Genomic DNA, 24931 nt, shown 5'->3' on the forward strand with positions numbered 1-24931 from the left:
GACTATGGAAATCGGGAATGCGGCAGCGATCGTCACCGGCGGCGCGTCGGGGCTGGGCGGCGCGACCGCGGCGATGCTCGCGGCGCGCGGGGCGAAGGTTACCTTGTTCGATCGCGACGCCGCTGCCGGAGCGGCGCATGCAACCGCGATCGGCGGGCTGTTCGCCCAGATCGACGTCACCGACGACGCGGCGATCGACGCGGCTCTGGCTGAAGCCGAAGCCGCGCACGGAATCGCGCGGATCCTGGTCAATTGCGCGGGCGTCGCGCCCGCGATCAAGACGGTGGGTAAGGAGAATGTCCCCCACCCGCTGTCGGCATTCCGCCAGGCGATCGAGGTCAATCTGGTCGGCAGTTTCGCGGTGATCGCGCGCTTCGCCGCGCGATTGGCCGCCGCCGATCCGATCGGCGAGGAACGCGGCGTCATCGTCAATACCGCATCGGTTGCAGCCTATGACGGCCAGGTCGGCCAGGCCGCCTATGCCGCATCGAAAGGCGGCGTGGTCGGCATGACCCTGCCGCTGGCGCGCGATCTCGCCCAGCATCGCATCCGCGTCATGACGATCGCGCCGGGCATCTTCCTGACGCCGATGCTGATGGGTTTGCCGCCCGCCGCGCAGGAATCGCTCGGGACCCAGGTGCCGCATCCCAGCCGGCTCGGACGGCCCGAGGAATATGCCGCTTTGGTTGAGACGATCGTGACCAATCCGATGCTCAACGGCGAAGTGATCCGGCTCGACGGCGCGATCCGGATGGCGCCGCGATGAGCGCCGCCGGCATCGCCGCCAAGGTGGAAGCCTTCGTCCGCGACGTGGTTGCCCCTTATGAGCGCGATCCGCGGTGCGGTCCACACGGGCCGAGCGACGAACTGGTCACCGAGCTTCGTGGCAAGGCGCGCGCGGCCGGCGTGTTGACGCCGCATATCCTGGCGAATGGCACGCACCTGCATCATCGCGAGGTCGCCGTCATCTTGCGCGCGGCCGGCCTCTCGCCACTCGGTCCCGTCGCGGTCAATGTCGCGGCGCCCGACGAAGGCAATATGTACCTGCTCGGCAAGGTCGCGACGGCGGAGCAGAAAGCGCGCTTCCTCGCACCGCTCGTCGCCGGCGAGGCGCGCTCGGCCTTCTTCATGACCGAACCCGCGACGGACGGCGGTGCGGGGTCGGATCCGTCGATGCTGCAGACGATCGCGACGCGCGACGGCAATGGCTGGCGGATCGACGGGCGCAAGGCGTTCATCACCGGCGCGGAAGGCGCCAGGGTCGGCATCGTCATGGCCAAGGCCGAGGAAGGCGCCTCGCTGTTCCTCGTCGATCTGCCCGATCCCGCGATCCGCATCGAACGCGTGCTCGACACGATCGATTCGTCGATGCCGGGCGGCCATGCGATCGTCGCGATCGAGCGGCTCAGGGTTACCGCAGACCAGATGCTGGGCGCACCCGGAGACGGCTTCAAGCTAGCGCAGGTCCGGTTGGCGCCGGCGCGGTTGACGCATTGCATGCGCTGGCTCGGCGCCTGCACCCGCGCGAACGAGATCGCGACCGACTACGCCAATCGCCGCCAGGCGTTCGGCAAACCGCTGATCGACCATGAAGGTGTCGGGTTCATGCTCGCCGAGAATGTGATCGACCTGAAACAGGCCGAATTGATGATCGATTGGTGCGCGGGCGTGCTCGATACGGGTGCGCTCGGCACCGTCGAGAGCTCGATGGCGAAGGTCGCGGTCAGCGAGGCGCTGATGCGGATCGCCGATCGCTGCGTCCAGGCGATGGGCGGAACCGGCGTGTCGGGTGATACGATCGTCGAACAGGTCTTTCGCGAGGTGCGCGCCTTCCGCATCTATGACGGACCGACCGAGGTCCACAAATGGAGCCTCGCCAAGAAGATCAAGCGCGACTGGATCGCCGCGCAATGACCGCGGACTCGTTCGCCGGCACCGGCGCAGTCCGTCTCGCGCATCGCTTCGACGAGGAACGGCTCGCGGACTGGATGGCCGCCAATGTCCCCGGCTTCGAAGGCCCGTTGCATGTCGAGCAGTTCAACGGAGGCCAGTCCAACCCGACCTACAAATTGGTCACGCCCAGCCGCCGCTACGTCCTGCGCCGCAAGCCGCCCGGCACCTTGCTGCCCGGCGCGCACGCGGTCGATCGCGAGGCGCAGGTCATCCGCGCGGTCGAAGGCGTGGGTTTTCCCGTGCCGCACGTTCATGCGCTGTGCACCGACGACGCGGTGATCGGCACCTGGTTCTATGTGATGGACATGGTCGACGGCCGGATATTCTGGGACGCGACCTTGTCCGGCGAAACCACGGCGGCGCGCGCCGCGATCTACGACGCGATGAACGCCGTGATCGCGCAACTTCATACGATCGATCCGGAAGCGGTCGGGCTCGGCAGGTACGGGCGTCACGGCCAGTATATCGAGCGGCAGGTCGCGCGCTGGTCGCGCCAGTATCTGGCGGACGATATCGCCGGCCGCGACGCCAATATGGACCGGCTGATCGCCTGGCTGCCCGAGCATATCCCGGCGGGTGACGAGACGACATTGGTCCATGGCGATTTTCGCATCGACAATCTGATCTTCGCGCCCGACGCCTTCGCCGTCCGCGCGGTGCTCGACTGGGAGCTGTCGACGCTCGGCCATCCGCTCGCCGACTTCGCCTATCACCTGATGATGTACCGGATGCCTGCGCTCACCATTCCCGGGCTGGCGGATAGCGATCTGGCCAAGCTCGGCATCCCGAGCGAGGAGGATTATGTCGCGGCCTATTGCCGCCGGACCGGACGCGCGGGGATTCCTCACCTGGACTTCTACGTCGCGTTCAACTTCTTCCGCTTCGCCGCGATCTGCCACGGCATCAAGGCGCGGATGCTCCGTGGAACGGCCGCTTCCGCGGAAGCGGGACGGCTCGCGGCCGACCTGCCCGTGCTCGCGTCTCTCGCTTGGCAGCAAGCCGAGCGCTCGTGCTAAATCGTGCCGGGCACCTGCCGGCCGTTCCGATCAAGCAACGGGACAAGGGCCGTCTGAACGGCAGTTGCTCGCGAGTAAAGCTCTTGCCGTCAAAAACTGCCCTGTATCGCCCAGAGACGAGTTCGCCTTAGACTGACAGCACCGCCACTTGCACCCTCTCCCGGGCTCCCCAGAATACCCGTAACCTTTTATAAGTCTGTCAGGATTTTTGGATTAACCGTCCCATCGAATTTACTCAGTCCCTCCTCTTCCCACCACAATGCGGCGGGTAAAATGGAGGGCATTTCGGGGATTGCCTCATTCTGAATCTGGAGGTTCGCGCACAGGAAGGTACTGGTTCCGCCAGACCAAACTCGCACACCACCTGAGCGGCGCAGCGCGAGGTTGCCGTCCGGCTGGAATGAAGCGAACGCGATGCCGCTGCCGGGTCGCGGTCGACATGAACGTCTGTCCCGGTCGTGGTCTATCAGATCTACCGGCTATTGGCTGACGGCGGCTCCGACGACCTCCGATTGAGGAAGAACGTGCCGATGAGCTCGACCGGCCCCGTGGAATAATCGCGAATCCATCGTCCAGAGACCGGTTCGCCTTGGACTGACGGCACAATCCGTCCGTTAGCCGACGCCTGTCGCCTCACTCAAAAGCCTCGCGTTAGGCGAAACCGCATTTCCGCGAACGGCGCTGGGGTGCGAGGGCCGCCCCATCGTGCTTAAAATATCGAATGATTGACAACATCATAAATCCGATAAATTATTAGTGATAAATATAGTAATTTATCAGGAGAGGTGAATGCTCAGTTTTCGATTCCGGGCGGTTGGAAGCGTCGCTGTCAGCATGTTGGCGCTAAGCTGGACGACCGCGGCACAGGCGCAGGACAAGCCGGCGCCCGATACGCAAGCGCCGGGCACGCCTGCCGCGAATTCGCAGGCACAATCGATCGACACACGCGGCGACATCGTCATCACCGCGCAGCGCCGCGCCGAGAATCTGCAGGACGTGCCGCTGTCGGTCGCGGTGATTGGCGGCGACAAGCTCACCTCGCTCAAGTTCAACGAGACCAGCGACCTGCAATATATGGTCCCGAGCGTCACGCTGACCAATTCCGCGGGACCGCGCAATTTCGGCTTCTTCATCCGCGGCATCGGCACCAGCACCTTTTCGTCCGAGGCGATCGAGGGCAGCGTCGCCTATGTCCTGGACGGAGTCGTCATGGGCCAGGCTGGAGCGTCGCTCGGCGACCTCCCCGATATCGAGCGGATCGAAGTGCTGCGCGGGCCGCAAGGCACGTTGTTCGGCAAGAACGCTTCGGCCGGCGTGGTCAATGTCGTGACCAAGCGCCCGTCCAAGGAATTTACCGGCAATGCCGGCGTGAGCTGGGGCTGGCCCGATAACGACCGCCGCTTCAGCGCCTATCTATCGGGACCGATCACCGACACGCTGCGCTTCTCGATCTCGGGACGCCGCAACAAGCGTGACGGCTATGTCACCAACGTGTTCGATGGCCGCAAATTGAACGACCGCGACGATTGGGGCGGGCGCGCCAAGCTGGAATGGGAGCCGACGGCCAACCTGACGCTGACCGGCATCGCCGATTATTACAAGCGCGACTCCGATTGCTGCGTGTGGACGCTCTATTCGGTCGGGACGCCCCCGGGCGCGCCCGAACTGTTTCAAATTGCAAAAGGCATCAAGCCGGGCAGGGACAATCTCGACCAGGATATCAATGGCGACGTCTTCTCCAACGCCAGGAGCAAGGGCGTGTCACTGCAAGCCGATTATCGCCTGGGCGGCTTCACGCTGACCTCGATCACCGCGTGGCGGACCTGGGAGACGACCGACGGGCTCGATTCGGATTCGGCACCGATCAACCTCCTTGATGTCAATTATGCCCATTTCAACCAGGCGCAGTTCAGTCAGGAAATCCGGTTGGCCTCGCCGACCGGCAAACTGATCGATTACGTGCTCGGCGCCTATTATTTCGACGCCGACGTCAATTCGCGGTCGACCCAGATTTTCGCAACGGTGCCGTTCCCGTTCTTCAACCGCCGCGCCCACATCACCTCGGATTCGCGCAACATGGCGCTGTTCGGCCAGGCCAATCTCAACATATCGAAATCGTTCAAACTGATCGGCGGACTGCGCTACCTCAAGGACCGGGTGGAAGCGGCCAAGGATCGTCTCGATCCGACTTATCATCTGACCGATTCCGATCGTAAAGCCGAACAATCCTACGCGTTGGTGTGGCGCGCCGGTGCTCAATACGACATCGCCAAGGACGCCAACGTGTTCGCCACCGTGACGCGCGGATTCAAGGGCGGCGGGTTCGACACCAATATCGGCGTCAAGACCTTGCGCTACGTGAAACCCGAGCGGCCAACCAATTACGAAATCGGCCTGCGCACCTATTGGCCCGACGCGCGCGTGACGTTCAACGTCACCGCTTTCTACACGCATGTCGACAATTACCAGACAGCGGGCCGCGACCCGGTCACCGCGACCTATCCGATCGTCAGCAGCGAGGCGAAGACCAAGGGCGTCGAGTTCGATCTCGGCTGGCGGCCGATCGCGGCGACCGACCTCAATCTGGTGCTGAGCGGTTCCTATGTCGATGCGCGCTGGGGCGATTTCCCCAACGCGCCGTGCTTCGGCGGGCAGACCGTGGCGGAAGGATGCGTCCCCGCGCCGGGATCGCCGGCGGGATCGCCCGGCGTGCAGCAGAATCTGACCGACGCGCCGCTGCCCTATTCGCCCAAATGGCAATTGAATGCGGGCGGTTCGTACGGCGTCGATTTGTCGTCCAGGCTCAAGCTGCAATTCGATCTGTCGGCCAGCTATCGCTCGTCGCAGCTGATCGCCTTCCCCAACAATCCGCGCACGCGCCAGGACGGTTATGTGCTGGTCAACGGCGCCATCGCACTGGCCAGCGGCAAGCTGTGGAAGCTGTCGGTTTACGGCAAGAACCTGCTCGACGAGCATTTCGCCGTGACGATGTTCTCGACTCCGTTCGGCAGCGCGCGCAGCCTGAGCCAGTTCCGGCCGTATGAATCGCAGCGCTCGATGGGGCTGTCGCTCGATGTCGGTTTCTGAACCGCGCGGCGCGGACGGGGAGGGTTTGGCCCCTCCCCGCCTGCTCGCGGGATTGAGCTTCGTCACGATCGCCGATCTGCCCGACTGGTCCGCCGGACCCAAGGGCAGCACGGCCGACATCTACACCGCGCTGCCGGGCGCCGGCTATGAAGGTATCCAGACGCTCGAGCCGGCGGTCGCGCGCGGCGCCGGGCTGATCCCATTCGGCATCGCGCGCGTGATCCATGACCTCGACCAGCTCCGCGCAATGACGCGACACTGGCGCGACCAGGGCTGCGCCTGCACCACGGTGCAGCTCGGCACCGGTCTCGAGGAAGACGACGACCTGTGGCGGCTCGCCGAGGGCATATTGCGGATCGCCGAGCAGGAGCGCCACGTGCTCCACCTCGAAACGCATCGCGCGACGATGACGCAGGATATCCGACGGACGCTCGGACTGATCGAGCGCTTTCCCGAACTGACCTTCAACGGCGATTTCGCACATTGGTATACCGGCCACGAACTGCCGTATGGCGATATCGAGGCCAAGCTCATCGCCATGCGCCCGGTGTTCGAGCGCGTCCGCTTCCTCCACTTGCGCGTATCGTCCGGCGCGTTCGGCCAGCTCACCGCGAGCGACCCGGCCGAAGCGCAGCATCTCGCCATCTTCCGGCGGATGTGGACGGAGAGCATCGGCGGCTTCCTCCTCACCGCCTGCTCCGGGGACTATTTGCCCGCGCTTTGCGAATTGCTCCCCGCGCGCACTTTTTATCCCAAGATGGTCACCGGCTCCGATGGCAGTCCGCGCGAGGAAAGCGACCGCTGGGTCGAGGCCGCCTTCCTCACCGAGCAGGCGCGCGCCTGTTTCGACGCTGCCGTCCAGGGCATCGCGGCATCGGCACCCCCAGCCCTGCCGATGCTCGCGAGCGACGATGGCCGCGAATAGCCGTCACGGCGAAGGGACACCGAAACACCCCCGTAACGATCGCCCACGGCTGGAAGGCGTGCTGGTTGCGCGGGCGCGAGGCATGTCTAATAGTCGCGGCGTGCCGACCGACATTCCGTCCGTAAAGAACTTCACCGCACCGTCGGTCATCGCCCCCGTCGACCCCAAGCGAAATCCGACGCTGGCGGTGCAATATTGGCTCGGCCGCGACATTGTCCGCGGTGTCTTTGCGCCGCTCGAACGGCTCAAGGTCGAACAACTCGTCGCTTTCTACGATGTCGGCCACAGCCCCGTGCGCGAGGCGATTTTATTGTTGTCGACCAGCGGGTTGGTCGTACATGAGCACCAGAAGGGGCATCGCGTCGCACCGGTCTCACTGGCCGATTACGACGATCTGATTCGCGCCTATCGCAAGATCTATCAGCTCATGCTCGACAGCGCGCTCAAGCATGGCAACGAGGCTTGGGAGGAAGCGGTGGTGCTCCAGCTCCACCGCTCGCTCAAGGTCGAGAAGAATTTCGACGATCCCGAGCATCGCGAAATGTGGCAGCGCGCTTATTCGGCGCTGCACTGGACCTTGCTGTCGGGCTGCGGTTCGCCGATCCTGATGCGGATCTGGGCCGATCTCGGCGGGCGGCTCGAACGCTATGTCAATTTGTTCGCCGATCTCGAGATCGACCGCGTGCTCGACCATCACAGCAAGCATCGCGAAATCGTCGACGCGGTGGTGCACCGCGATGCCGAGCGGCTGCACGAGCTGGTCGCCGACATGTTCGAGATGGGCGTACAGTTCCACCAGACGATCAGCCGTACGCTTTCCAGCTACGAAAAGTCCGCTCACGCCGACCCCGCGCCGGAGATGGAGGGTGCGCCGCGCAAGCGTGGACGGCCACGCAAAAATCCGAGTTAAAATAGATAAATTATCTAGCTAATTATCAATTCTCCATTTATTCCTCCCCAAAAAATCGGGAGGATGGGATGGCCGGACTGGCGCGTACGAAATTAGGCATCTCGCGCGTGATCGGCTTCACGGTCGGCGATTTCGCGTTCAATCTCTATTGGCAGAGCATCTCGCTCTATCTGCTGTTCTTCTACACCGACGCCGTCGGGCTGAGCGCGGGGACGGCGGGACTGATCTACATGATCGCCTCGATCTTCGATGCGACGATCGACCCGCTGATGGGCGCGATTGCCGATCGTACGCGGACGCGCTGGGGACGCTACCGCCCCTATCTGCTGTTCGGCGGCCCGTTCGTCGGAATCGCGTTCGTCCTGCTCTATTTCAAGCCGGATCTGGCGGGGTCGGCACTTGCCGCCTGGATGCTCGCCACGCACATCCTGTTCCGCATCGCCTATACGGTTGTATCCATCCCCTATACCGCGATGAGCGCGCGCATCACGCCCAATTCGGGCGAGCGCGGATCGATCGCCGGCGCGCGGATCATCTTCGCGACCCTGGCAGGGCTGACCATCGCAATCACGACCCAGCCGCTCGCAGCTCATTTCGGCGGAACGGTCGACTCACCGCACGGCTATCTGATCGCGGCTGTCCTGTTCGCGGCGATGGCGACAATGATCTTCCCGATCGTGTTCGCCGCCACTCGCGAGCCGGAAGGCGACGTCCACGAAGTCGTGCCGCACAGCCTGGGCGAATATTGGCAGGCGCTGAAGGGCAATCGCGCGCTCTGGACAATGCTCGCCGCGATGTGCGCCGGGGTGATGTGTTCGACCGCTTTGGGCAAATCGATCCTCTATTATTTCAAATATTACCTCCACGACGAGGCCCAGGCGCGCACCGCGCTGAGCCTCTGCGCCGCATCGGGGCTGATCGTCGTGCCGATCTGGATGGTCGTCACCCGCTGGATCGGCAAGCGCAACGCCTGCCTGGCCGCGGTGGTCTGGGGCCTGGCCGGCTTGACCTGGTTCGCCATCACCGACGTGCGGACGACGGCGCTGGCGATCGGATTCTTCCTGTGGATGCAGGTGACCGGTCTCGGCCTCGCGCTCGGCTTTTGGTCGATCCTGCCGGATACGGTCGAATATGGCGAATGGCGATCGGGTCGGCGGACCGAAAGCTTCGTGTTCGGGCTGGGGCAGTTCTTCCTGAAAGTCGCATTAGGCCTTGGTGCGGGGCTGTTTGGCTGGTTGCTCGGCGTAATCGGCTATCAAGCCAATGTCGCGCAATCGGCCGAGACGCTCGCGCGGATGAAAGCACTGATGACCGCGCTGCCCGCCTTGGGGCTGGTTATCGCGGGCGTCGCGATGTTCTTCTATCCGCTGCGCGGCAAGCGGCACGACGAGATCGTCGAAGAGCTCGAGGCGCAGCGCCGCGTGGTCGCCGGCGAGGCCTGATCGGTTCTCCCCAGGGAGAGTGACAGTCTCCGCAGGGACTGTCGGAGGGGGAGGAGCACGACGGCGAGCAATCGCCGTCCTCCCCCTCCATCATTTTAGCGCCTAACCATCGATCAGAAATTGGCGAGCGGGGTCGTTCTGAAACACCACCGAGCCATCGGTGCCGAACGTCCGCGCGCCGTCGGGGGCATATTGCAGGATGTACGCCTTGCGCACCGTCCCGTCCTTGAGGTTGGGTCCGGTCCGATGCGGCGCCAGTGACGAGAACAGGATGATGTCGCCGGCCGCGGCAGGCGCGGCGACCGCGTCGTCGACCTCCTCCAGGCACTTCAGTCCGATCGGGGTCAACCAATGGTCGAGCGTGCCGAGCCGATGGAGGCCGCGCGCGATCCACGGACAGCCATTCTCCTCATCGACATCGACCAGCGGGATCCAGAAGGTCAGATATTGCTGCGGCTCGATGAAGGTATAGCCATTGTCCTGATGCCAGGGGAATTCCTGCTTCTTGCCGGTCTTCTTGTACACCGACTGGTCCCAATAGAGCCGCATCGGCGCATCGGCGAGGTCGTGGCAGAGGTCGCGGATCACGGGATGCGCGGCGAAATCGCGCAAGATCGCGGACTGGGTGACCAGATGCGCGGTGAACGTGATCGTGCCCGATGAGGTCAGGCGGAAATTGCCGCCCTGCTGCTCGCTGACATAGGTTTCATAGGCCTGTTCGATCGGATCGATCGCGGCCTCGACCTCGGCCAGTTCGGCGCGGGTGAACGCGCCGCGCACGATGACGAAGCCGTCGCGGTCGAACGCCTCCACTTCATCGCGGGTCAAACGCCGCAACGGCCGGTCGGCGGGCACGTCCTGCCAGTCGAAGCCGGCGCTGCGCGGATCGATCCGCGGTGCAGTGGTCGGGAGATTAGTCATCATCGTCTCCTGTTGAAGGGGCCTCGGCCCAATAATTTAAATTCAGCTTGATTCGATAATTTTCTGTATTTAATTCTACTTTCTATAAAGAGAGTCGATAATTATCAAAGGGCATCGAAACCGTCCCGGACGGAACGGCCCGATGCCAAATTCGGCGAAGGGAGAGGATTATGAAGCGGTTAGCCTGGTTGGCTGCGGCGTTGGTCGCGGTATTGCCCTTGAGCGCATACGCAGGGCCCAACCTTCCGACGAAGCCCATCGAGCAGAAATATTACGCCAACGGCCCCTGGACCGTGACGACGACGGTCACCGCCACGGGCTGCGATTCCAAGGGCGACCTCTGCGATATCTATTTCCCCGCCAATCTCGGCGCCAACGGCTTCCTGCATCCGATCGTGGTTTGGGGGAACGGCACCGGCACGACGCCGATCGCCGCCAGCACTTACGCTTATTATCTCCGTCACCTGGCGTCGTGGGGCTTCGTCGTTATCGCGACGCAGGACGGCACCACCGGCATCGGCCAGACGCTGATCGACAGCGCCAATTACATCAAGGCGCGCAACACCGACGCGAGCAGCGTCTTCTTCGGCAAGCTCGACGTGACCAAGATCGGCGCTGTCGGCCATTCGCAAGGCGCGACCGGGGTGATCAACGCGATGATCCATTCGGGTGGCATGATCCGCACCGCGGCCGCGTTCCACCTTCCCGCACAGATGTGGTGCAGTTCGTCGTCCAATTGCCTGCAGACGGCGACGCTGACCGGCGCGACCGCAGGGTCGATCCTCTATGTCAGCGGATCAGCTGACACCCTGATCTCGCCCGACACGCAATTGTTCGGCAGCCAACTCAATTCGAACACGGCCTATTACAACGCGACGCCCTCGGCGCTGACCAAGGCCAAGGCGATCATCAAGGGCACCAACCATAATGACGTCCAGGGCAATCCGACCTGCCCGTCGGGGCTCGGGTCGTGCAACAACGGCGTCGATGCCTATCTCGGCTATCCGACCGCCTGGCTGATGTGGCAGCTCCAGGGAGCAGCCGACGGACAGCAGGCGTTCAAGGCCTCGACCGGCGAGATCTATACCGAGACGACCAACTGGCAGAGCATCTTGAGCAACGTGCCCTGACCCTGGGCATGGGGTGACGTCTCGCGGCGATCCTAGCCCAGCACTCGATCACCCAGTTGTAACCCATCTAGCTTGCATCCCACCCCGGCGCTCCTTCGCCGGGGTGGCTTCGTTGGTGTGGTGGTCGGTGTCTCCCACGCACGGCATCGCTCCGCCCTTTCGCCTCTTGCAGATTCGATCTATTTTTGATGTAAATTGCGTAAATATGATGTATTAGATCGAATCATGGGGAGATGGATATGCCGGATCGCGACAGCTGGGAGGAGCGTGGCTTCTTCATCGAACGTGGCCTGCTCTCGGCGGCCGTCACCGAGCGAATCGAGCGCGAAGCGGTTGACGCGATCCGTGCCGACCCGCCGGCGGGGCATGACGGCGAGCGCGTCTATTCGACCGCCGACGATTTGCTGATCTATCCTGAAAAGGCGCCGAGCCCGGTGGCGCGCAACCCCGAGGATTTCATCGCCAAGGTGTTCAATTGCCACATCGTCGGCGCGGCGCACGACCTCGCCGTCGATCCGGTGCTCACCGATCCGCTGCGCGACATCCTCACCGACGATATCGACTGTTTCCAGAGCCAGTTCATCTTCAAGAACCCCGGCGTGGTCGGCCAGCCCTGGCATCAGGACGCTTATTATTTCCGCTACGACAAACAGCCGCAGGTGACCGTCTGGGTCGCGCTGAGCCGCGCGACCTTGGAGAATGGCTGCCTGTGGGTGCTGCCCGGGTCGCACAAAAGGCAGCAAGTGTTCGAGCATGTCGCCGACCGCCGGCCGGAAAGCCTGCAGGGCTATCAAGAGATCGTGTCGGAGGACACCTCACCGGAAATCCCGGTGACGATGGAGCCCGGCGACGTGCTCTTCTTCCACTCGTACCTGATGCATCGCTCGACCGACAACGTCGCCGACTATCGGCGATCGGCGATGGTCTATCATTATGCCGAGGCCGGCACCGAGCCGGTCGATGCGGTCGCGGCGGCGACGCTCGCGCATGTCAACCGCTGGCTCCCCGCGCGGCGCGCCACCTCCACCATCGCAGCCTAGAAGAACGGATCTCGATGTCGACCCAGACCTATCCCCGCCCGCACCCGCTCAACCGCGATTTCCATTGGCAGGACGTGCCCGGCGCGCGGCCGCTGCGCCGCCTGACACGCGACGAAGTGCAGGCGTTCGACCGCGACGGCTTCATCGTCATCCGCGGCGCGTTCAGCGATGCCGAACTGACTGCGGTCGAGGCGGCGATCGACCCGATCGAGCAGGCCTATGAGAAATACGTCAAGGAACAGGGCGGCAATCTCAGCCTGACCAACACCGACGCGATCACCTTCACCACGCATATCGTCAAGCATTCGGACGAACTGCGCCGCTTCGCCGCGCATCCCGTGATCCGCGACCTGTGCCACGATCTGATGGGCGGGACGGTGCGGCTCTATTGGGACCAGTCGGTCTACAAGAAGACCGGGGTGAAGCAGGAATTCCCCTGGCATCAGGACAATGGCTACACCTTCATCGAGCCGCAGCAATATCTGACCTTCTGGATTCCGTTGCTCGATGTCGACGAGGAGAATGGCTGTCCCTGGATCGTGCCCGGCCTGCACAAGGGCGGCACGCTCGACCATTGGCGCACGCCGATCGGGTTGAAGTGCCTGGAAGAAGCCGAGGACGCGGTCGCGGTGCCGGCGAAGAAGGGCGACATCATCCTGTTCTCGTCGCTATCCCCGCATCGCACCGGGCCGAACCTGCGCGACGGTACCGTGCGCAAGGCGTACATCCTGCAATATGCCCCCGACGGCGCGCATACGATGGTCGATGGCGAGGCGATCCGGCAGGACGATGCCGAGCGCCAGTTCGTGATCGAAAGTGCCGGGCAATGATGCGCGACGACAGCGCGGCGCTGATCGAGGCGTATCGCAGCGATGGCTTCGTCGCGGTACGCGGGCTGATCGATCCCGCCGAACTCGCCCCACTCGCCGCCGAAGTCGATGCCGCCGTCGCGCGGCGCAAGGCGCGCGACGCGCGCAGCCTGGCGGAGAAGTCGCGCTACGAACAGTCGTTCGTGCAATGCCAATATATGTGGGAGGATTCGCCCGGCATCCGCCCCCTCACCTTCCACGAGAATGTCTGCCGGATGGCCGCCGAGCTGATCGGCGCCCCGGCCGTGCGGCTGTGGCACGACCAAGCGCTGTTCAAGGAGGCTGGCGGCAAATCGACCCAGGCGCACCAGGACCATCCCTATTGGCCGATCGCCGAGGACGCGACGATCACCGCCTGGATTCCCTTGGTCGAGGTTGATCGCGAGACAGGCTGCATGGGCTATGTCCCCGGCTCGCACCGCGACGCGCGGCAATTCGTCGACATCTTCGCCGGCAACGACAGCAACGGGCCGCAAGTCGAGGACCAGGCAGTGTTCGTCCCCGCTCGGCCGGGCGACGTGCTGTTCCATCATGGCCGCACGATGCACATGGCGCTGCCCAACCAGTCGGGGATAACGCGCCGCGCCTATACCGCGATCTATTTCGCCGACGGCTGCACGCGCAGCGGCGAGCGATCGCATCCCTCGGTCGACCGAACCGGCATCGCGATCGGCGCGCCGATCGACGGGCCGGCGACACCGATTGCCTGGCCGCTGGCAGGCGGCGGGTTCCCGGAGCCGGGACCGTGGCCCGACACCGGCGACGAGCGGTTCCGACGCTCGGCGGCGCTGGGGATCATTCCCGGTGTGACGGCCTGATCGAACAGAAAGGGAGCCAGCAACCGACTACGAACATCGGATATTTGCTCGCGGGCTTTAGCGCCTCAGCGCCATGACAAACCGCTGCCAGCACCGCCAAGACACGTATGCGAGAATGGCTCCCATCAGCAGCCATGCCGCGATCGAGGCCGCGAACAAAATCAGATGGGCCGCCGCAGTGACGTAAGTCCTATTATACGTGATTGGAAATATGGTTCGGCCAGTCAAAACCGCGATCGCGACAAAGCGTGAAGGGATGAGAAGGAAGGCAACGAAAAGGAGCGTCCGCGATGCTTCCACAAAAGGCGATCGAAGAGGCTTTGCGGTGCTCGGTAGTGAGGACTTCATCGGCGATCCTTCTATCACGGCTAGGCGCGTCGCGTCCTCCCTCTCCACCAGTCCCCGCTTTTACGGGGACTGTTACCTCGCTCTGCCCGGGGGAGGATGGCGCGAGGCCGACGCGACCGCTTTCGACCAAGCTTCCTCATTCCGGCCGCCACCGGTGCGAACTTGGTGATAGGTGGGTTCAACGGACCAAGTGGATGCCACGTTCAGCGGCAACAGACCGCGCTTGGATCTCGATGTCCCTGACCAATTTGCTCAAACGGTCGTTAACAGCGACGACGTCGCTGCTCGAAATCCGGTCTCCGTTTTCTGGGCAGAGCCACCTATCGTTAAGCGAGCCCATGCTGCCAGTCGCTTCGGATAACGCAGAGACGACCGCGCTATCATCGCCGCTACGCAGCCGTTCAATAAGACCGGACAGTCCTGGGGCGGTTGCGCTATCACCATAGTCGGCCAATAGGTGCTGCGCTCGCTCCACTGCTTCCGCGAGCGGTTCAAGTCCGTTGCTCATCCATCGATTCTAGGGGCGATGCCGAAACTTCACAATCGAGCCGCTAGCAGACCTAAAAGACCGCTGTCAGACCGATGACCAAAGGCTCGCGGGAACGCGGGCTAATCGTCTTCGGTTTCGAAATTGGCGAACGCCTGCATGAAACATTCCTCCGCGATATCGATCTACACCCTCGCCTCGGTCCAGCGGCCGCGGCGCGGCTGGCATCGCGCGCGGCCACCGCGACAAGCGCCGAGCGCGGCTCGGCGCGGACCGGATCGATAATCCCGTGCGGCGCTATGCGCGCGGCACCCACCAGGCCGATGCGAAGCTGGCGCATGCGCTCAGGCGGCCGAGTCAGCACGCCGGCCGCGTGCGCCCTGAACGCCGCCACGCCGGCGCTTCGGCTGGTCGAGCTCGGCGAGGTTACGCCGGATGGTCTCGCGCATCGGCTCGCCGCCTTCGAAGAAGCGGTCGAGCAGCGAATGCAGCCGGTCGGCGTCGCCGCTGACGATTGCTTCGACGATCACGCGGTGCTCGGCATGGCTGTCGCGCGCGCGGTCGGTGGCGAGATCGGCGTGAAGATTGACGTAGCGCTCGGCGCGGTCGCCGAGATTGCCGACCACCCCCATCAGAATCGGCGACCCGCAACCCGACAGGATTTCCTCGTGCAGGCTCTTATACGCCTGCTGCCACAATTCGCGCGCTTCGGGATCACCATCGGTCATCACCTTGCTGACTTTGAGCGAGCGATGCAGCGCGAGCACGACGCGTTCTTCCCACGCCTCGCCGCCGCGCTCGACCGCCATTTGCAGCGCGAGTTGATAGGTGCGCTGATAGATATCGATCAGGTCGTTATAATCGGCCAGCGACACGCCGGCGACGCGATAGCCCTTATTATGCTCGTGCTCGATCAGCCCGCGCGCCGAGACCAGCAGGATCGCTTCGCGCACCGGGCTGTGCCCCACACCGTAATATTGGGTGAGCTGTTCGACCTTGAGCCGCTCGAAAGGGGAAAACACGCCGCGTACGATGTCGCGGCGCAACCAGTGCGCGATCGCCTGGGTCGGGTTCTTGTCGGCGTCGATCCCGACGGTCAGGCGGGGATCGGTAAATGTTGCGACGGAAACCAATGCTGTCACATCAGGTCTTTCTGATCGGGCGAGATGCCGGCCTCATAGAGCAGCGGGCTGGGCGAATTGAAAGGTGTACCGGAAAACCACCCGCATCTCCTTTTCGTATTTTTTGATCATAATTGACTTTTTATTCTATTTTCGATCAAATTATAGCCGACCATTTCGTCACGGCTAGGCTTAGAAACCATGACTATCGACATCGCGACGCGACCTGCCCTTCTCCCCACCCTCTCGATCGACGGGGATCGGTTCGTCGACAGCCATGGGCGCCATGTCATCCTGCGCGGGGTCAATCTGGGCGGCGATTGCAAAGTGCCCTCCCCCAATGGCGGCACCCAATATCCGAGCGATTTTGCCGACCATCGCACCGTGTCGTTCGTCGGGCGCCCGTTTCCGATCGCCGAGGCCGACGAGCATCTGGCGCGGCTGGCGCATTGGGGTTTCAACTGCCTGCGCCTGCTCACCACCTGGGAAGCGGTCGAGCATGCCGGGCCGGGCCAGCACGATCAGGACTATCTCGATTATTTCACCGAAGTCTGCGCGCGCGCGGGCAAGCACGGCCTCTATCTGTTCGTCGATTTCCATCAGGACGTCTGGTCGCGGATGACCGGCGGCGACGGCGCGCCGGGCTGGACGTTCGAGGCGGTGGGCCTCGATTTCACCAAGTTCCACGCGGCGGGCGCGGCGCACGTCATGCAACAGGTCTACGATTATGGCAGCGACGTCCGCCGCCAGCCGCAATATCCGCAGATGAGCTGGGGATCGAATTACCGCCTGTCGGGCAATGCGATCATGTGGAGCCTGTTCTGGTGCGGTGCCTTGTTCACCCCCGACCATCGCGTCGACGGCGAGAACATCCAGCATTACCTGCAGCGCCATTATCTCGGCGCGATGGAAGCGATTGCCGAGCGCGTCGCCGGCATGCCGCACGTGCTTGGTTTCGATACGCTCAACGAGCCCGGCACCGGCTGGGTCGGCGATGGCCTGAGCTATCGCCACTTGGCCCCGAGCGAGGAAAACCGAACGCGCCCCCGCCCCGGTGTCGCGACGTCGGCGCTTGACGGTCTGGCCGCGGCGAGCGGGCTATCGGTCGAAGTGCCAGTGCTGCGGCGCAACCTCGATACCGGCCATGCCGAGCCGGCAGGCAGCCGCGTCATCAATCCTGACGGCGTATCGATCTGGCGCGACGGCGTGACCTGTCCGTTCGCCGCCGCGGGCGCCTGGCGTGTCGAGGGCGGTAAGGCGGTCGCGCTCGACGAGGAATTCTTCCGCAGCCGCGACGGCCGCCGCATCACGATATCGGAGGACGGCTTCGGCCCGCTGTTCCACGCTGTCGCGGAGACGACGCGGCGGCACAATCCCGACTGGTCGGTGTTCGCCGAGCTCGACGCGTTCGGCGCGGCGTCGGGGCGCCCCTTCCCCGAGCGCATGCCCGAGCGCTCGGTCAATGCCAGCCACTGGTACGACGCTTCGACGCTCTATCTGAAGACGTTCGATCCCAACAATTCGTATGACTTCCTTACTGGCGAACTCGCGACCAGCGAGGATCAGGTGCTGCAGCGTTATGTCGCGCAGATCGGCTATAAGGCGGCGGGCGGCGCCAAGACATTCGGCCCCAACGGCGCGCCGTCGCTGATCGGCGAATTCGGCATTCCCTATGATCTCGACGAAGGCGAGGCCTACGCCGCCTGGGATCGCGGCGAGCGCGATCCGGCGATCTGGGCGAAACACGATCTGTTGCTCGGGCTGATGTACGACGCGCTCGACGCGCTGCAGCTCAACTCGACGCAGTGGAATTACACCGCGTCGAACCGCAACGACCTCAGGATCGGGGACAATTGGAACCAGGAGGATCTGTCGATCTTTTCACGCGACCAATTGGTAGCAGGCGATTCCACTTCTGGCGGTCGTGGGGTCAGGGGATTTTGCCGGCCATTCGCCAGGCACGTCCAGGGACGAATCCAAAACATGCATTTCGACCGGGCGAGTGGCGAGTTCGCGCTGACCTTCGACGCTGATCCGGCGATCGCGGCGCCCACTGAAATCTACGTGCCGCGAACCCAATATCCCAACGGCTGCACATTCGATGTCGCCGGGGGCCACCTTGTCTTCGCGGAGCAACTTGCGTCCGTTCGGGTCGAAAAAGCCGGACGAATCACGATCACCATAAGGCGGCAATGACGCGCCGGATCGCCATCGGCGAACGAATGTCGATGTCAGCGCAGCGCTGCCGCCGGGACCGGCGCGGCGTAGCGCGTCAGGAACTGAGCCAGGCTCGGCAGCTGCGGCAGCCGGGCCTTGATCCCCGCGTCGAGCCCGTCCAGCGCCTGGCGAAGATTGGCATCGGGCAGCTGGCTCGGCAGCAAGTGCCAGCCATCGGGCGTCAGGCCCTGCCCCATCATAACCTGGCACCAGGAATCGACGCGGAAAATCTCGTCCTGGTCCTGATGCGCCATCGCCTGTTCGCGGAACAGGTCGAGGCGGGCGGCCAGCGTATCGGGCAGCTCTATCCGCGTCATGCGTTGCCAGAACGGCTCGTCGCGATGGTTCAGCGCGTAATGCAGGATCACGAAGTCGCGGACATGCGTCCATTCGGCTTCTGACCGCGTATTGAAGCGCTCGGCCAGCGCCTGATAGTCGCGCGTGAACGGGAATGACTGGATGAAGCGCGTGATGGCGATCATCACCAGATGGATGCTGGTCGACTCCAACGGCTCGATGAACCCGCCGGCGAGGCCGAGCGCCAGGCAGTTGCGATGCCACGCCCGGCGGCGCATCCCGGCAGTGAAGCGCAGCAGGCGCGGCTCGAACAAGGGTTCGCCGTCGATCCCGGCCAACAGCGTCTCGCGCGCGGTGTCATTGTCCATGTCCGCGCTGCAAAACACGATGCCGTTGCCGACCCGATGCTGGAGCGGAATGCGCCAGCGCCACCCGGCGTCATGCGCGATGGCGCGGGTATAGGGGACGGGTTCGCCGGCGCTTTCGGTCTGGACCGCAAACGCGCTGTCGGTCGCCAGCCAGTGGCTCCAATCGTCGAACCCGGCCTTGAGCGTTTGCTCGATCAGGAGCGCGCGAAAGCCGGTGCAGTCGATGAAGAAATCACCGTCGACCCGCTCGCCCGATGCCAGCACCAGCGATCGGATGTCGCCGCTGTCCGCATCCTGCGACACTTCCGCGATACGGCCCTCGACACGTTTTACCCCGTCGGCCTCGGCAATGTTCCGCAGGAACCGGGCATAAGCGGTGGCGTCGAGATGATAGGCATAAGCGAGGCCGAGCTCGGGATCGGCGGAGAAGCGGTTTTCCGCCGCCGCGCGCAGCTCCAGCGAGTAATCGCCATAAGGACGCCCGAACCCGCGATGCCGCGCCTCGAGCCAGAAATGCTGGAAATCGGCGACGAACACCGATCGCCCGACCGATCCGAACGAGTGGAAATAATGGTCGCCCGGCCGGTCCCAATTCTCGAAGCCGATCCCCAGCTTGAAGCTGGCATTGGTCGCGCGGACGAACGCGTCCTCGTCGATGCCGATGAAGGAATGGAAGCTGCGGATCGTCGGGATGGTGGATTCGCCGACGCCGACGGTGCCGATCTCGTCGGATTCGACAAGCACCACCTCGATCATCGGGCTGAGATGCTTGGCGAGCGTGGTCGCGGCGATCCAGCCTGCCGTGCCGCCCCCCGCCACGACGACGCGACGGATCCTGTCGGGAGTTGCTTCGGTCATCGATTGAGCTGCCTTTGGATCAGGGCGCGCAACTGCCGCGCCGCCATGGGATCGAGGGACGCCAGCGGCCCGCGGGCCGCGGTGGGCAAATGGGCCGCCGGGCGCTCGGGCGGGCCGAAGATGTAATAGTCGAACATCGCGCGCCACGCGGCTTTCTCGTGCGCCGGGCGATCGCGGAGCGAGAGCATGGCGTGGAGCAAGGTCGTCATCGGCGTGTCGAGGAAATCGGGTGCCGCGTTCCACCAATAATTGACCAGCACGTTGAAGTCGTCGAGCGCCTCGACCTGGTGCCACCACAAGGCCGGGTAAACGAGGACGTCGCCGGGCTCGAGTTCGGCGATCTCGCCGGCCGCCGCCGCCTTGGGAAAATCGGGGAAGCGGTCGAGATCGGGTGCGGCGAAATCGACCATCGTCACGACTTGCCCGCCCGGCGTCGGCGCCAGCGGACCGGGATAGAGGTTGGCGACCTGGTCGGGCGGGAACAAGGTGAAGCGGCGATGCCCGACCGCGCAGCACGCCGCATTGTTCGACATGTCGAAATGCGCCGCCGCGATCGTACGATTGCCGAGCCAGATGCTGGCGAGCGGCGGATGCTTGGCGAACAAGTCGCCCGCGGGCGCCAATTCGTTCTCCGCACGAAAGCCCGGGAAGAAGGTGTCGAGGTCGGTCGAGCCGATGTAGAAAGCCGGTGCGTCTGGGTTGCCGCGCTGTTCGAAGATGCGGGCGAGGAAGGCGTCGAACGCGACGCGTTCGCCGCGGAAGTTCATCGCCGTCGCGTCTTCGTTATAGTGGAAGCGGCCGCCGGTTGCCGGGTCGGCGGTATAGCCGACCACCGGCTGTCCGCTGTGGAACCGCAGCAGATAGTCGACGGCGCGTTCCGGCGATTGCAGCCCAGCCTGGACCAACGGCCAGTCACGCGCGACGCCCTTCAGGATCGTCGGCACGCCCTCGGCGACAATGGCAGCGAGATCGGGCGCGGCGATATTTCCGTCCAACTCGCGGGTTCGCCGAGTGACGGCGATCCGGACGGGGGCGGCATCAGCCATCGCGGCGCCGCTTGCGCGCGACCAGCGCGGAGATGTTGCCCAGCGAGGATGCCGCCCAGATCGCCGGCCGCAGGAAATCGTCGCGATGCAATGCCGCGAGCGCCGCGCCGTCGAGCGCGGCGAGCCGATCCTGCGCGATCGCATAGCCGTCGGGCACGGTGAAACGGCGTCCGTCCTCGGTCTCTATCCGCAGCTCGACCGGCTGGATCAGGTCATGCTCCTCGAACGCGGCGAACATGGCGGGCGCGGCCTGCGATCCGACATAGACGCGCTGGAGCGCGGTTGCGACCTGGTCGAGTAGGGGCGCGTTGCCGCCATGGTCGAGGAAGATCGCAGCGCCCTCGCCGCCATGGCGCACGCGAGGATGCGACGGGTCGATATGGATCATCGGTTCGCCGGCAACGCCTTCCGGCGGGACCCCGATCGAGAACGGACCGCGGCTCATCAGCGCGGGGATATAGCGCGCGTCCCAATGCGTGCCGTCGAGATAGAGATTCTCCTCGGCATCGAACCCGAGCAGGACGGTCGCGCGATAGGCGCCGGCAGGGTCACGCCGGAACAGGATCGCATATTCGCGCTGCAATTCCTCGAACTCGGTGGCGAACACCATCGTCTGATTGACGGCATCGCCATAAGCGGCGCCGCGATCCACCACGACCCGCAGATCGGCATGGTCGACATTGTTGAGTAGGACGGGATTCGCCATCGCTGCCGATCCTTAGACGAAGAAGGCCGCTTGTGCAGCGGCCTTCCCCATTTCCAGCATGTGATGGCTGTTCAGAACTTGAAGCGCGCACCGACCAGATAGCGGGCCGACCCTTCGGCCAGATACCAGGTGTTGCTCGGATCGCGACCATAGGTCCGGACACCTTCCTCGGTAAGGTTGATGCCTTCGAAGCTTACCGCGATGTTCTTGGTGATGTCATAGCTGAGGTTGAGGTCGAGCTGGCCATAAGGCGCGGTGTACACCGGGTTGTGATAAGAGTCGCGGTTGAGCTGGCTCAGGAACTTGGCGCGCCAGTTATAGGCCAGACGTGCCGAGATCCCGTATTTCTCATAGATCAAGGTAACGTTGGCGGTGTCCGACAGACCGACCAGCGCGAACTGGTCGACATTGGGATTGGCCGCCACGTCGATTCCGACATCGCCGCGCACCAGCGTGTAGCTGGCGGCAAGGCCGAAACCGGTCCGGCCGAAGAAATACTGGCCAGCGATCTCGACGCCGTAAATCTCCGCGTCCTTGTTGTTGATCGGCGTGTTGACCGAGAAGTTGAACAACGGGTCACTGGAGTTGGCGATAATGTCGACCGCGGCCAGCGTCGAGTCGACGAAGCCCTGATCGAGTGCACCATTGTGATAGTTCGCCTGGAACGCTGCATTCGCCGCCGCCACGTTGCCGTTATTCTGCTGCAGCAAAGCGGTATAGGTAAACAGGTTCACGTCGGTGATGCCGGCCTGTAACGCAGTCAGCTGGTCCTTGGCTATGCCCGAGCGCGTGCCCGCAGCAGCCGATGTGGGATCCCGCAAGCCGAACAGGTTGCGATTGACCAACGTGTTGCCGATGAAGTTGTGGACGCGCTTGTCGAAGAAGCCGACCGAGAAATAGCTGTCCTTGTTCGGATACCATTCAAGCGAGACGTCGAAATTATCCGAGTCGAGCGGATTGAGATCGGTATTGTTGGCAAAACCGGTCGCAGTGCCGCCGATCGCGGTCGGACGCGGCGGCGCGCCGACAGTGGTCGAGGCGAACAAGCTGCCATAGGGAGCGCGCGCGATCGTCTTCGAGTAAGAGAAGCGCCCCTTCAGCTTGTCGGTAAAGCCGATCGAGAAATCCATCGACGGCAGCAGATTGTTGTAGGAGCCCTTCGACGTCAGCGCCTGACGATCAGTCGAGTTGAGGATGTTGAAGTCGTTGTCCGCCTGCCAGACGATTGCGAGCGGAACGGGTTGCAGCGACTGGGCCGTGACCTTAGTGCTCTCGAACCGGGCACCGGCGACGAGCTGCGCCTGCATGTTGCCGATCGTGCCGTTCCAGGTGATCTGGCCATAGACCGACCAGATGCTCTCCTTGACACGGTTGAAGCTGTTGGTGTCGATATTGTTCTGGTGGTTCACGCCATCGTTCGTGATGCCGATATAATGCTGATACAGCGTATTATAGAGCTTGGTCGCGTCCTCGGTGCGCCACGCCACCAGCGTATTGGCGTCGGCGTTCGGATTGTTGTGGGTGAATTGGCAGGCGGTGCAGAACTGGAAGACCTGCCCGGGCGCCACGGCATTGATCTCGGGCGGCAGTGAGTTGCCCCAGTCGCCGAGAACCTGACGCGTATTATACTGCGTCTGCAGCGTATTGGTGGTGCGATAGCCGCCGCCGAAGTCGAACTTGCTGCCACCGCCCAGATCCCAGGTGCCGTCGAGGCGCAGTTCCTTGATGCGCTGCGATTGGGTCGAGGCGAATTGGCGCTGAATCGCGCCGGACAGATCGCCTGCATCGAGCTTGTTATTGCAATTGCCCTTGATGAACGGCGTGCCGTTGGGGGTGACGCTCGGCGTGCAGTCGTTGAAGGTCAACGTCTGCTGCGGGAAGCCGCCCGGAGTGGTGGTGAGCGAGTGCGAGGTCACCACCGGCATATTGAACGCGACCGTGGTCGAGGTCTGGCCATTGGGGTTGTCCGGCAGGCTTTCGGCCTTGCCGAGATGCCCGTCGAGCACGAACTTCAACCGATCGGTCGCCTGCCAATCGATATTCAGACCGACATCCCACAAACGGTTCTTCTGTGCGCGATAGGCCTGCTCGAACGCCTCATCCTTCACGCCGTTGATGGTTTCGTGAAGGTAGGAGGTCGTGGCGATGCCGTTGGACGCGTCGTCGAACGTCACCTCGTCGAACGGCCGGTTGAACCAGTTGGACTGGGTCGAACGGCGCTCGGACGCCCGGAGCTGCGCATACATACCGTCAGCAGTGATGGTCAGCCCGTCGGTCGGCCGGAATTGCAGCATCGCCTGACCGTTCAGCCGCTCACGGCTGTCCTCGGAGAAATGGTAGCGGCTGTCATCAGGCACCGAAACCAGGACATTGGCATTGCCCGGCACGTTGTTGAGCTTGGTCGCGGCGTTAACGAAACCATTGGCCGGATTGAGGAAATCCGACAGAGTGCGAATATTCCAGTCGTTGCTCGCGACGGTGGGGACGCTGAAGTTGCGCTTCTGGTAGCTGCCGAACAGCGAGACGCCGACCTTCTGATCCTTGTCGCTCCAGCTGAGCAGGCCGGAAACTTCCGGCGTCACATGGCTGCCGCAGCTGATGCAGTCGTCGGCACTGGTATCGTAACTGGCCTTCGCGCCGATCGTGCCGGTGAACCCACTTTCCCGCGCATCGAGCGGGCGTCGGGTAACGACGTTGATCGCGGCACCGATGCCGCCCGACGGAATCGCGGCGCGGCCGGTCTTGTAGACTTCGAGCGTCTTGACCCCTTCCGCGGCGAGGTTCGCGAAATCGAACGACCGGCCGAAGCCGCCCGCGCCATCGCCGTTCTGATCGCCGCCCACCGAGACGATATTCGACGTGGCGAGCTGGCGCCCGTTCAAGGTGACGAGGTTGTACTGTGCGCCGAACCCACGGACGGTGACGGTCGAGCCTTCGCCGTTGACGCGGTCGATCGACACGCCGGTGATGCGCTGGAGCGATTCGGCCAGGTTGGTGTTGGGGAATTTGCCGATATCCTCGGCCGAGATGGCGTCGACGATACCGTTGGAATTGCGCTTGATCGCGATCGAGCGTTCGAGCGAGGCGCGGACGCCGGTGACGACGATGTCACCGCTCGATGCGGCCTGATCGTCGGCCGGTGCCGGCGGCGCCGCGTCGGGCGCAGCCGTTTGCGGTTGAGCCTGAGCCGCAGCCACGCCCGGCGCTGCTAGCCCGACCGCAAGTGCCAGCGCAGACGCAGAAATTCTCAATGTCCTCATGCCCCGGATCCTCCCTACCTGGTCGGCATCTTCCCATGCCGACACAATTTTGATGTTAAGCGATGTGGTCTCGCCTCGACTGTCTTCGTATCGCGTCCGACATCGATGTCAA

The 24931-nt window shown here is 63.7% G+C and carries 18 protein-coding genes; 12 read left to right on the forward strand and 6 right to left on the reverse strand.

Annotated elements, in window-relative coordinates:
* Positions 1 to 4: 4 nt before the first annotated feature.
* From AC1DRD_RS17605 to AC1DRD_RS17635, 7 genes are all read left to right on the forward strand, one after another.
* Positions 5 to 766 carry an SDR family NAD(P)-dependent oxidoreductase gene (locus AC1DRD_RS17605; protein ID WP_478029602.1) on the forward strand — a complete coding sequence of 254 codons (762 nt, stop codon included), beginning with the start codon at positions 5 to 7 and terminating at the stop codon, positions 764 to 766.
* Complete coding sequence (locus tag AC1DRD_RS17610; RefSeq protein ID WP_478029601.1) at positions 763 to 1914, forward strand: acyl-CoA dehydrogenase family protein; 1152 nt, start codon at positions 763 to 765, stop codon at positions 1912 to 1914. Before AC1DRD_RS17605 ends, AC1DRD_RS17610 begins: the two co-directional genes overlap by 4 nt.
* The gene (locus AC1DRD_RS17615) at positions 1911 to 2969 is read left to right on the forward strand and encodes a phosphotransferase (RefSeq protein ID WP_478042352.1); all 1059 of its coding nucleotides are present in this window, start codon (positions 1911 to 1913) and stop codon (positions 2967 to 2969) included. The genes AC1DRD_RS17610 and AC1DRD_RS17615 overlap by 4 nt, the downstream gene beginning before the upstream one ends.
* A gap of 789 nt (positions 2970 to 3758) precedes the next feature.
* Positions 3759 to 6056, forward strand: a complete 2298-nt coding sequence (locus tag AC1DRD_RS17620) for a TonB-dependent receptor (RefSeq protein ID WP_478042353.1) — start codon at positions 3759 to 3761, stop codon at positions 6054 to 6056.
* A 25-nt stretch (positions 6057 to 6081) separates the two neighbouring features.
* Positions 6082 to 6981, forward strand: a complete 900-nt coding sequence (locus AC1DRD_RS17625; protein WP_478042354.1) for a hypothetical protein — start codon at positions 6082 to 6084, stop codon at positions 6979 to 6981.
* Positions 6982 to 7063: 82 nt separating this feature from the next.
* Entirely contained in the window at positions 7064 to 7891 is an 828-nt protein-coding gene (locus tag AC1DRD_RS17630) for a GntR family transcriptional regulator (protein WP_478042355.1), read from the forward strand.
* A 68-nt stretch (positions 7892 to 7959) separates the two neighbouring features.
* Positions 7960 to 9333: an MFS transporter gene (locus AC1DRD_RS17635; protein WP_478042356.1), complete on the forward strand. Its 1374-nt coding sequence runs from the start codon at positions 7960 to 7962 to the stop codon at positions 9331 to 9333.
* A gap of 102 nt (positions 9334 to 9435) precedes the next feature.
* Here AC1DRD_RS17635 and AC1DRD_RS17640 read toward each other — a convergent pair whose 3' ends face one another.
* The gene (locus tag AC1DRD_RS17640) at positions 9436 to 10254 is read right to left on the reverse strand and encodes a phytanoyl-CoA dioxygenase family protein (protein WP_478042357.1); all 819 of its coding nucleotides are present in this window, start codon (positions 10252 to 10254) and stop codon (positions 9436 to 9438) included.
* Between the two features lie 170 nt (positions 10255 to 10424).
* Here AC1DRD_RS17640 and AC1DRD_RS17645 point away from each other — a divergent pair, with 170 nt between their 5' ends.
* The 4 genes from AC1DRD_RS17645 (at position 10425) to AC1DRD_RS17660 (ending at position 14111) form a co-directional block, all read left to right on the forward strand.
* On the forward strand, positions 10425 to 11384 hold the full coding sequence (locus AC1DRD_RS17645; RefSeq protein WP_478042358.1) for a hypothetical protein: 960 nt from the start codon (positions 10425 to 10427) through the stop codon (positions 11382 to 11384).
* 239 nt (positions 11385 to 11623) lie between these two features.
* Positions 11624 to 12424 (forward strand): phytanoyl-CoA dioxygenase family protein, encoded by an 801-nt coding sequence (locus tag AC1DRD_RS17650; protein ID WP_478042359.1) that lies wholly within the window; start codon positions 11624 to 11626, stop codon positions 12422 to 12424.
* Between the two features lie 14 nt (positions 12425 to 12438).
* The gene (locus AC1DRD_RS17655) at positions 12439 to 13254 is read left to right on the forward strand and encodes a phytanoyl-CoA dioxygenase family protein (protein ID WP_478042360.1); all 816 of its coding nucleotides are present in this window, start codon (positions 12439 to 12441) and stop codon (positions 13252 to 13254) included.
* On the forward strand, positions 13251 to 14111 hold the full coding sequence (locus tag AC1DRD_RS17660; protein WP_478042361.1) for a phytanoyl-CoA dioxygenase family protein: 861 nt from the start codon (positions 13251 to 13253) through the stop codon (positions 14109 to 14111). Before AC1DRD_RS17655 ends, AC1DRD_RS17660 begins: the two co-directional genes overlap by 4 nt.
* A 1179-nt stretch (positions 14112 to 15290) precedes the next feature.
* Here the strand turns inward: AC1DRD_RS17660 and AC1DRD_RS17665 are convergent.
* Entirely contained in the window at positions 15291 to 16088 is a 798-nt protein-coding gene (locus AC1DRD_RS17665; RefSeq protein WP_478042362.1) for an FCD domain-containing protein, read from the reverse strand.
* Between the two features lie 180 nt (positions 16089 to 16268).
* On the opposite strand from AC1DRD_RS17665, the gene AC1DRD_RS17670 reads away from it, so the two are divergent.
* Complete coding sequence (locus AC1DRD_RS17670) at positions 16269 to 18263, forward strand: cellulase family glycosylhydrolase (protein ID WP_478042363.1); 1995 nt, start codon at positions 16269 to 16271, stop codon at positions 18261 to 18263.
* A 35-nt stretch (positions 18264 to 18298) separates the two neighbouring features.
* On the opposite strand, the gene AC1DRD_RS17675 is transcribed toward AC1DRD_RS17670, so the two are convergent.
* From AC1DRD_RS17675 to AC1DRD_RS17690, 4 genes are all read right to left on the reverse strand, one after another.
* Positions 18299 to 19807 carry a tryptophan halogenase family protein gene (locus AC1DRD_RS17675; protein WP_478042364.1) on the reverse strand — a complete coding sequence of 503 codons (1509 nt, stop codon included), beginning with the start codon at positions 19805 to 19807 and terminating at the stop codon, positions 18299 to 18301.
* On the reverse strand, positions 19804 to 20853 hold the full coding sequence (locus AC1DRD_RS17680) for a cupin-like domain-containing protein (protein ID WP_478029580.1): 1050 nt from the start codon (positions 20851 to 20853) through the stop codon (positions 19804 to 19806). Before AC1DRD_RS17680 ends, AC1DRD_RS17675 begins: the two co-directional genes overlap by 4 nt.
* Positions 20846 to 21559 (reverse strand): SapC family protein, encoded by a 714-nt coding sequence (locus AC1DRD_RS17685; RefSeq protein WP_478042365.1) that lies wholly within the window; start codon positions 21557 to 21559, stop codon positions 20846 to 20848. Before AC1DRD_RS17685 ends, AC1DRD_RS17680 begins: the two co-directional genes overlap by 8 nt.
* 71 nt (positions 21560 to 21630) lie before the next feature.
* Positions 21631 to 24819 carry a TonB-dependent receptor gene (locus tag AC1DRD_RS17690; RefSeq protein ID WP_478029576.1) on the reverse strand — a complete coding sequence of 1063 codons (3189 nt, stop codon included), beginning with the start codon at positions 24817 to 24819 and terminating at the stop codon, positions 21631 to 21633.
* Between the last annotated feature and the right edge of the window lie 112 nt (positions 24820 to 24931).

The sequence above is a fragment of the Sphingomonas sp. P4_G2 genome, assembly GCF_056401155.1.

Excerpts from the sequence above, each read along its gene's own strand:
- AC1DRD_RS17650 (WP_478042359.1), top strand. The coding sequence starts at position 11,624 with ATGCCGGATCGCGACAGCTGGGAGGAGCGTGGCTTCTTCATCGAACGT.
- AC1DRD_RS17610 (WP_478029601.1), top strand. The coding sequence starts at position 763 with ATGAGCGCCGCCGGCATCGCCGCCAAGGTGGAAGCCTTCGTCCGCGAC.
- AC1DRD_RS17670 (WP_478042363.1), top strand. The coding sequence starts at position 16,269 with ATGACTATCGACATCGCGACGCGACCTGCCCTTCTCCCCACCCTCTCG.
- AC1DRD_RS17635 (WP_478042356.1), top strand. The coding sequence starts at position 7,960 with ATGGCCGGACTGGCGCGTACGAAATTAGGCATCTCGCGCGTGATCGGC.
- AC1DRD_RS17615 (WP_478042352.1), top strand. The coding sequence starts at position 1,911 with ATGACCGCGGACTCGTTCGCCGGCACCGGCGCAGTCCGTCTCGCGCAT.
- AC1DRD_RS17685 (WP_478042365.1), bottom strand. The coding sequence starts at position 21,559 with ATGGCGAATCCCGTCCTACTCAACAATGTCGACCATGCCGATCTGCGG.
- AC1DRD_RS17680 (WP_478029580.1), bottom strand. The coding sequence starts at position 20,853 with ATGGCTGATGCCGCCCCCGTCCGGATCGCCGTCACTCGGCGAACCCGC.
- AC1DRD_RS17660 (WP_478042361.1), top strand. The coding sequence starts at position 13,251 with ATGATGCGCGACGACAGCGCGGCGCTGATCGAGGCGTATCGCAGCGAT.
- AC1DRD_RS17640 (WP_478042357.1), bottom strand. The coding sequence starts at position 10,254 with ATGACTAATCTCCCGACCACTGCACCGCGGATCGATCCGCGCAGCGCC.
- AC1DRD_RS17630 (WP_478042355.1), top strand. The coding sequence starts at position 7,064 with ATGTCTAATAGTCGCGGCGTGCCGACCGACATTCCGTCCGTAAAGAAC.
- AC1DRD_RS17605 (WP_478029602.1), top strand. The coding sequence starts at position 5 with ATGGAAATCGGGAATGCGGCAGCGATCGTCACCGGCGGCGCGTCGGGG.
- AC1DRD_RS17690 (WP_478029576.1), bottom strand. The coding sequence starts at position 24,819 with ATGAGGACATTGAGAATTTCTGCGTCTGCGCTGGCACTTGCGGTCGGG.
- AC1DRD_RS17645 (WP_478042358.1), top strand. The coding sequence starts at position 10,425 with ATGAAGCGGTTAGCCTGGTTGGCTGCGGCGTTGGTCGCGGTATTGCCC.
- AC1DRD_RS17655 (WP_478042360.1), top strand. The coding sequence starts at position 12,439 with ATGTCGACCCAGACCTATCCCCGCCCGCACCCGCTCAACCGCGATTTC.
- AC1DRD_RS17675 (WP_478042364.1), bottom strand. The coding sequence starts at position 19,807 with ATGACCGAAGCAACTCCCGACAGGATCCGTCGCGTCGTCGTGGCGGGG.
- AC1DRD_RS17620 (WP_478042353.1), top strand. The coding sequence starts at position 3,759 with ATGCTCAGTTTTCGATTCCGGGCGGTTGGAAGCGTCGCTGTCAGCATG.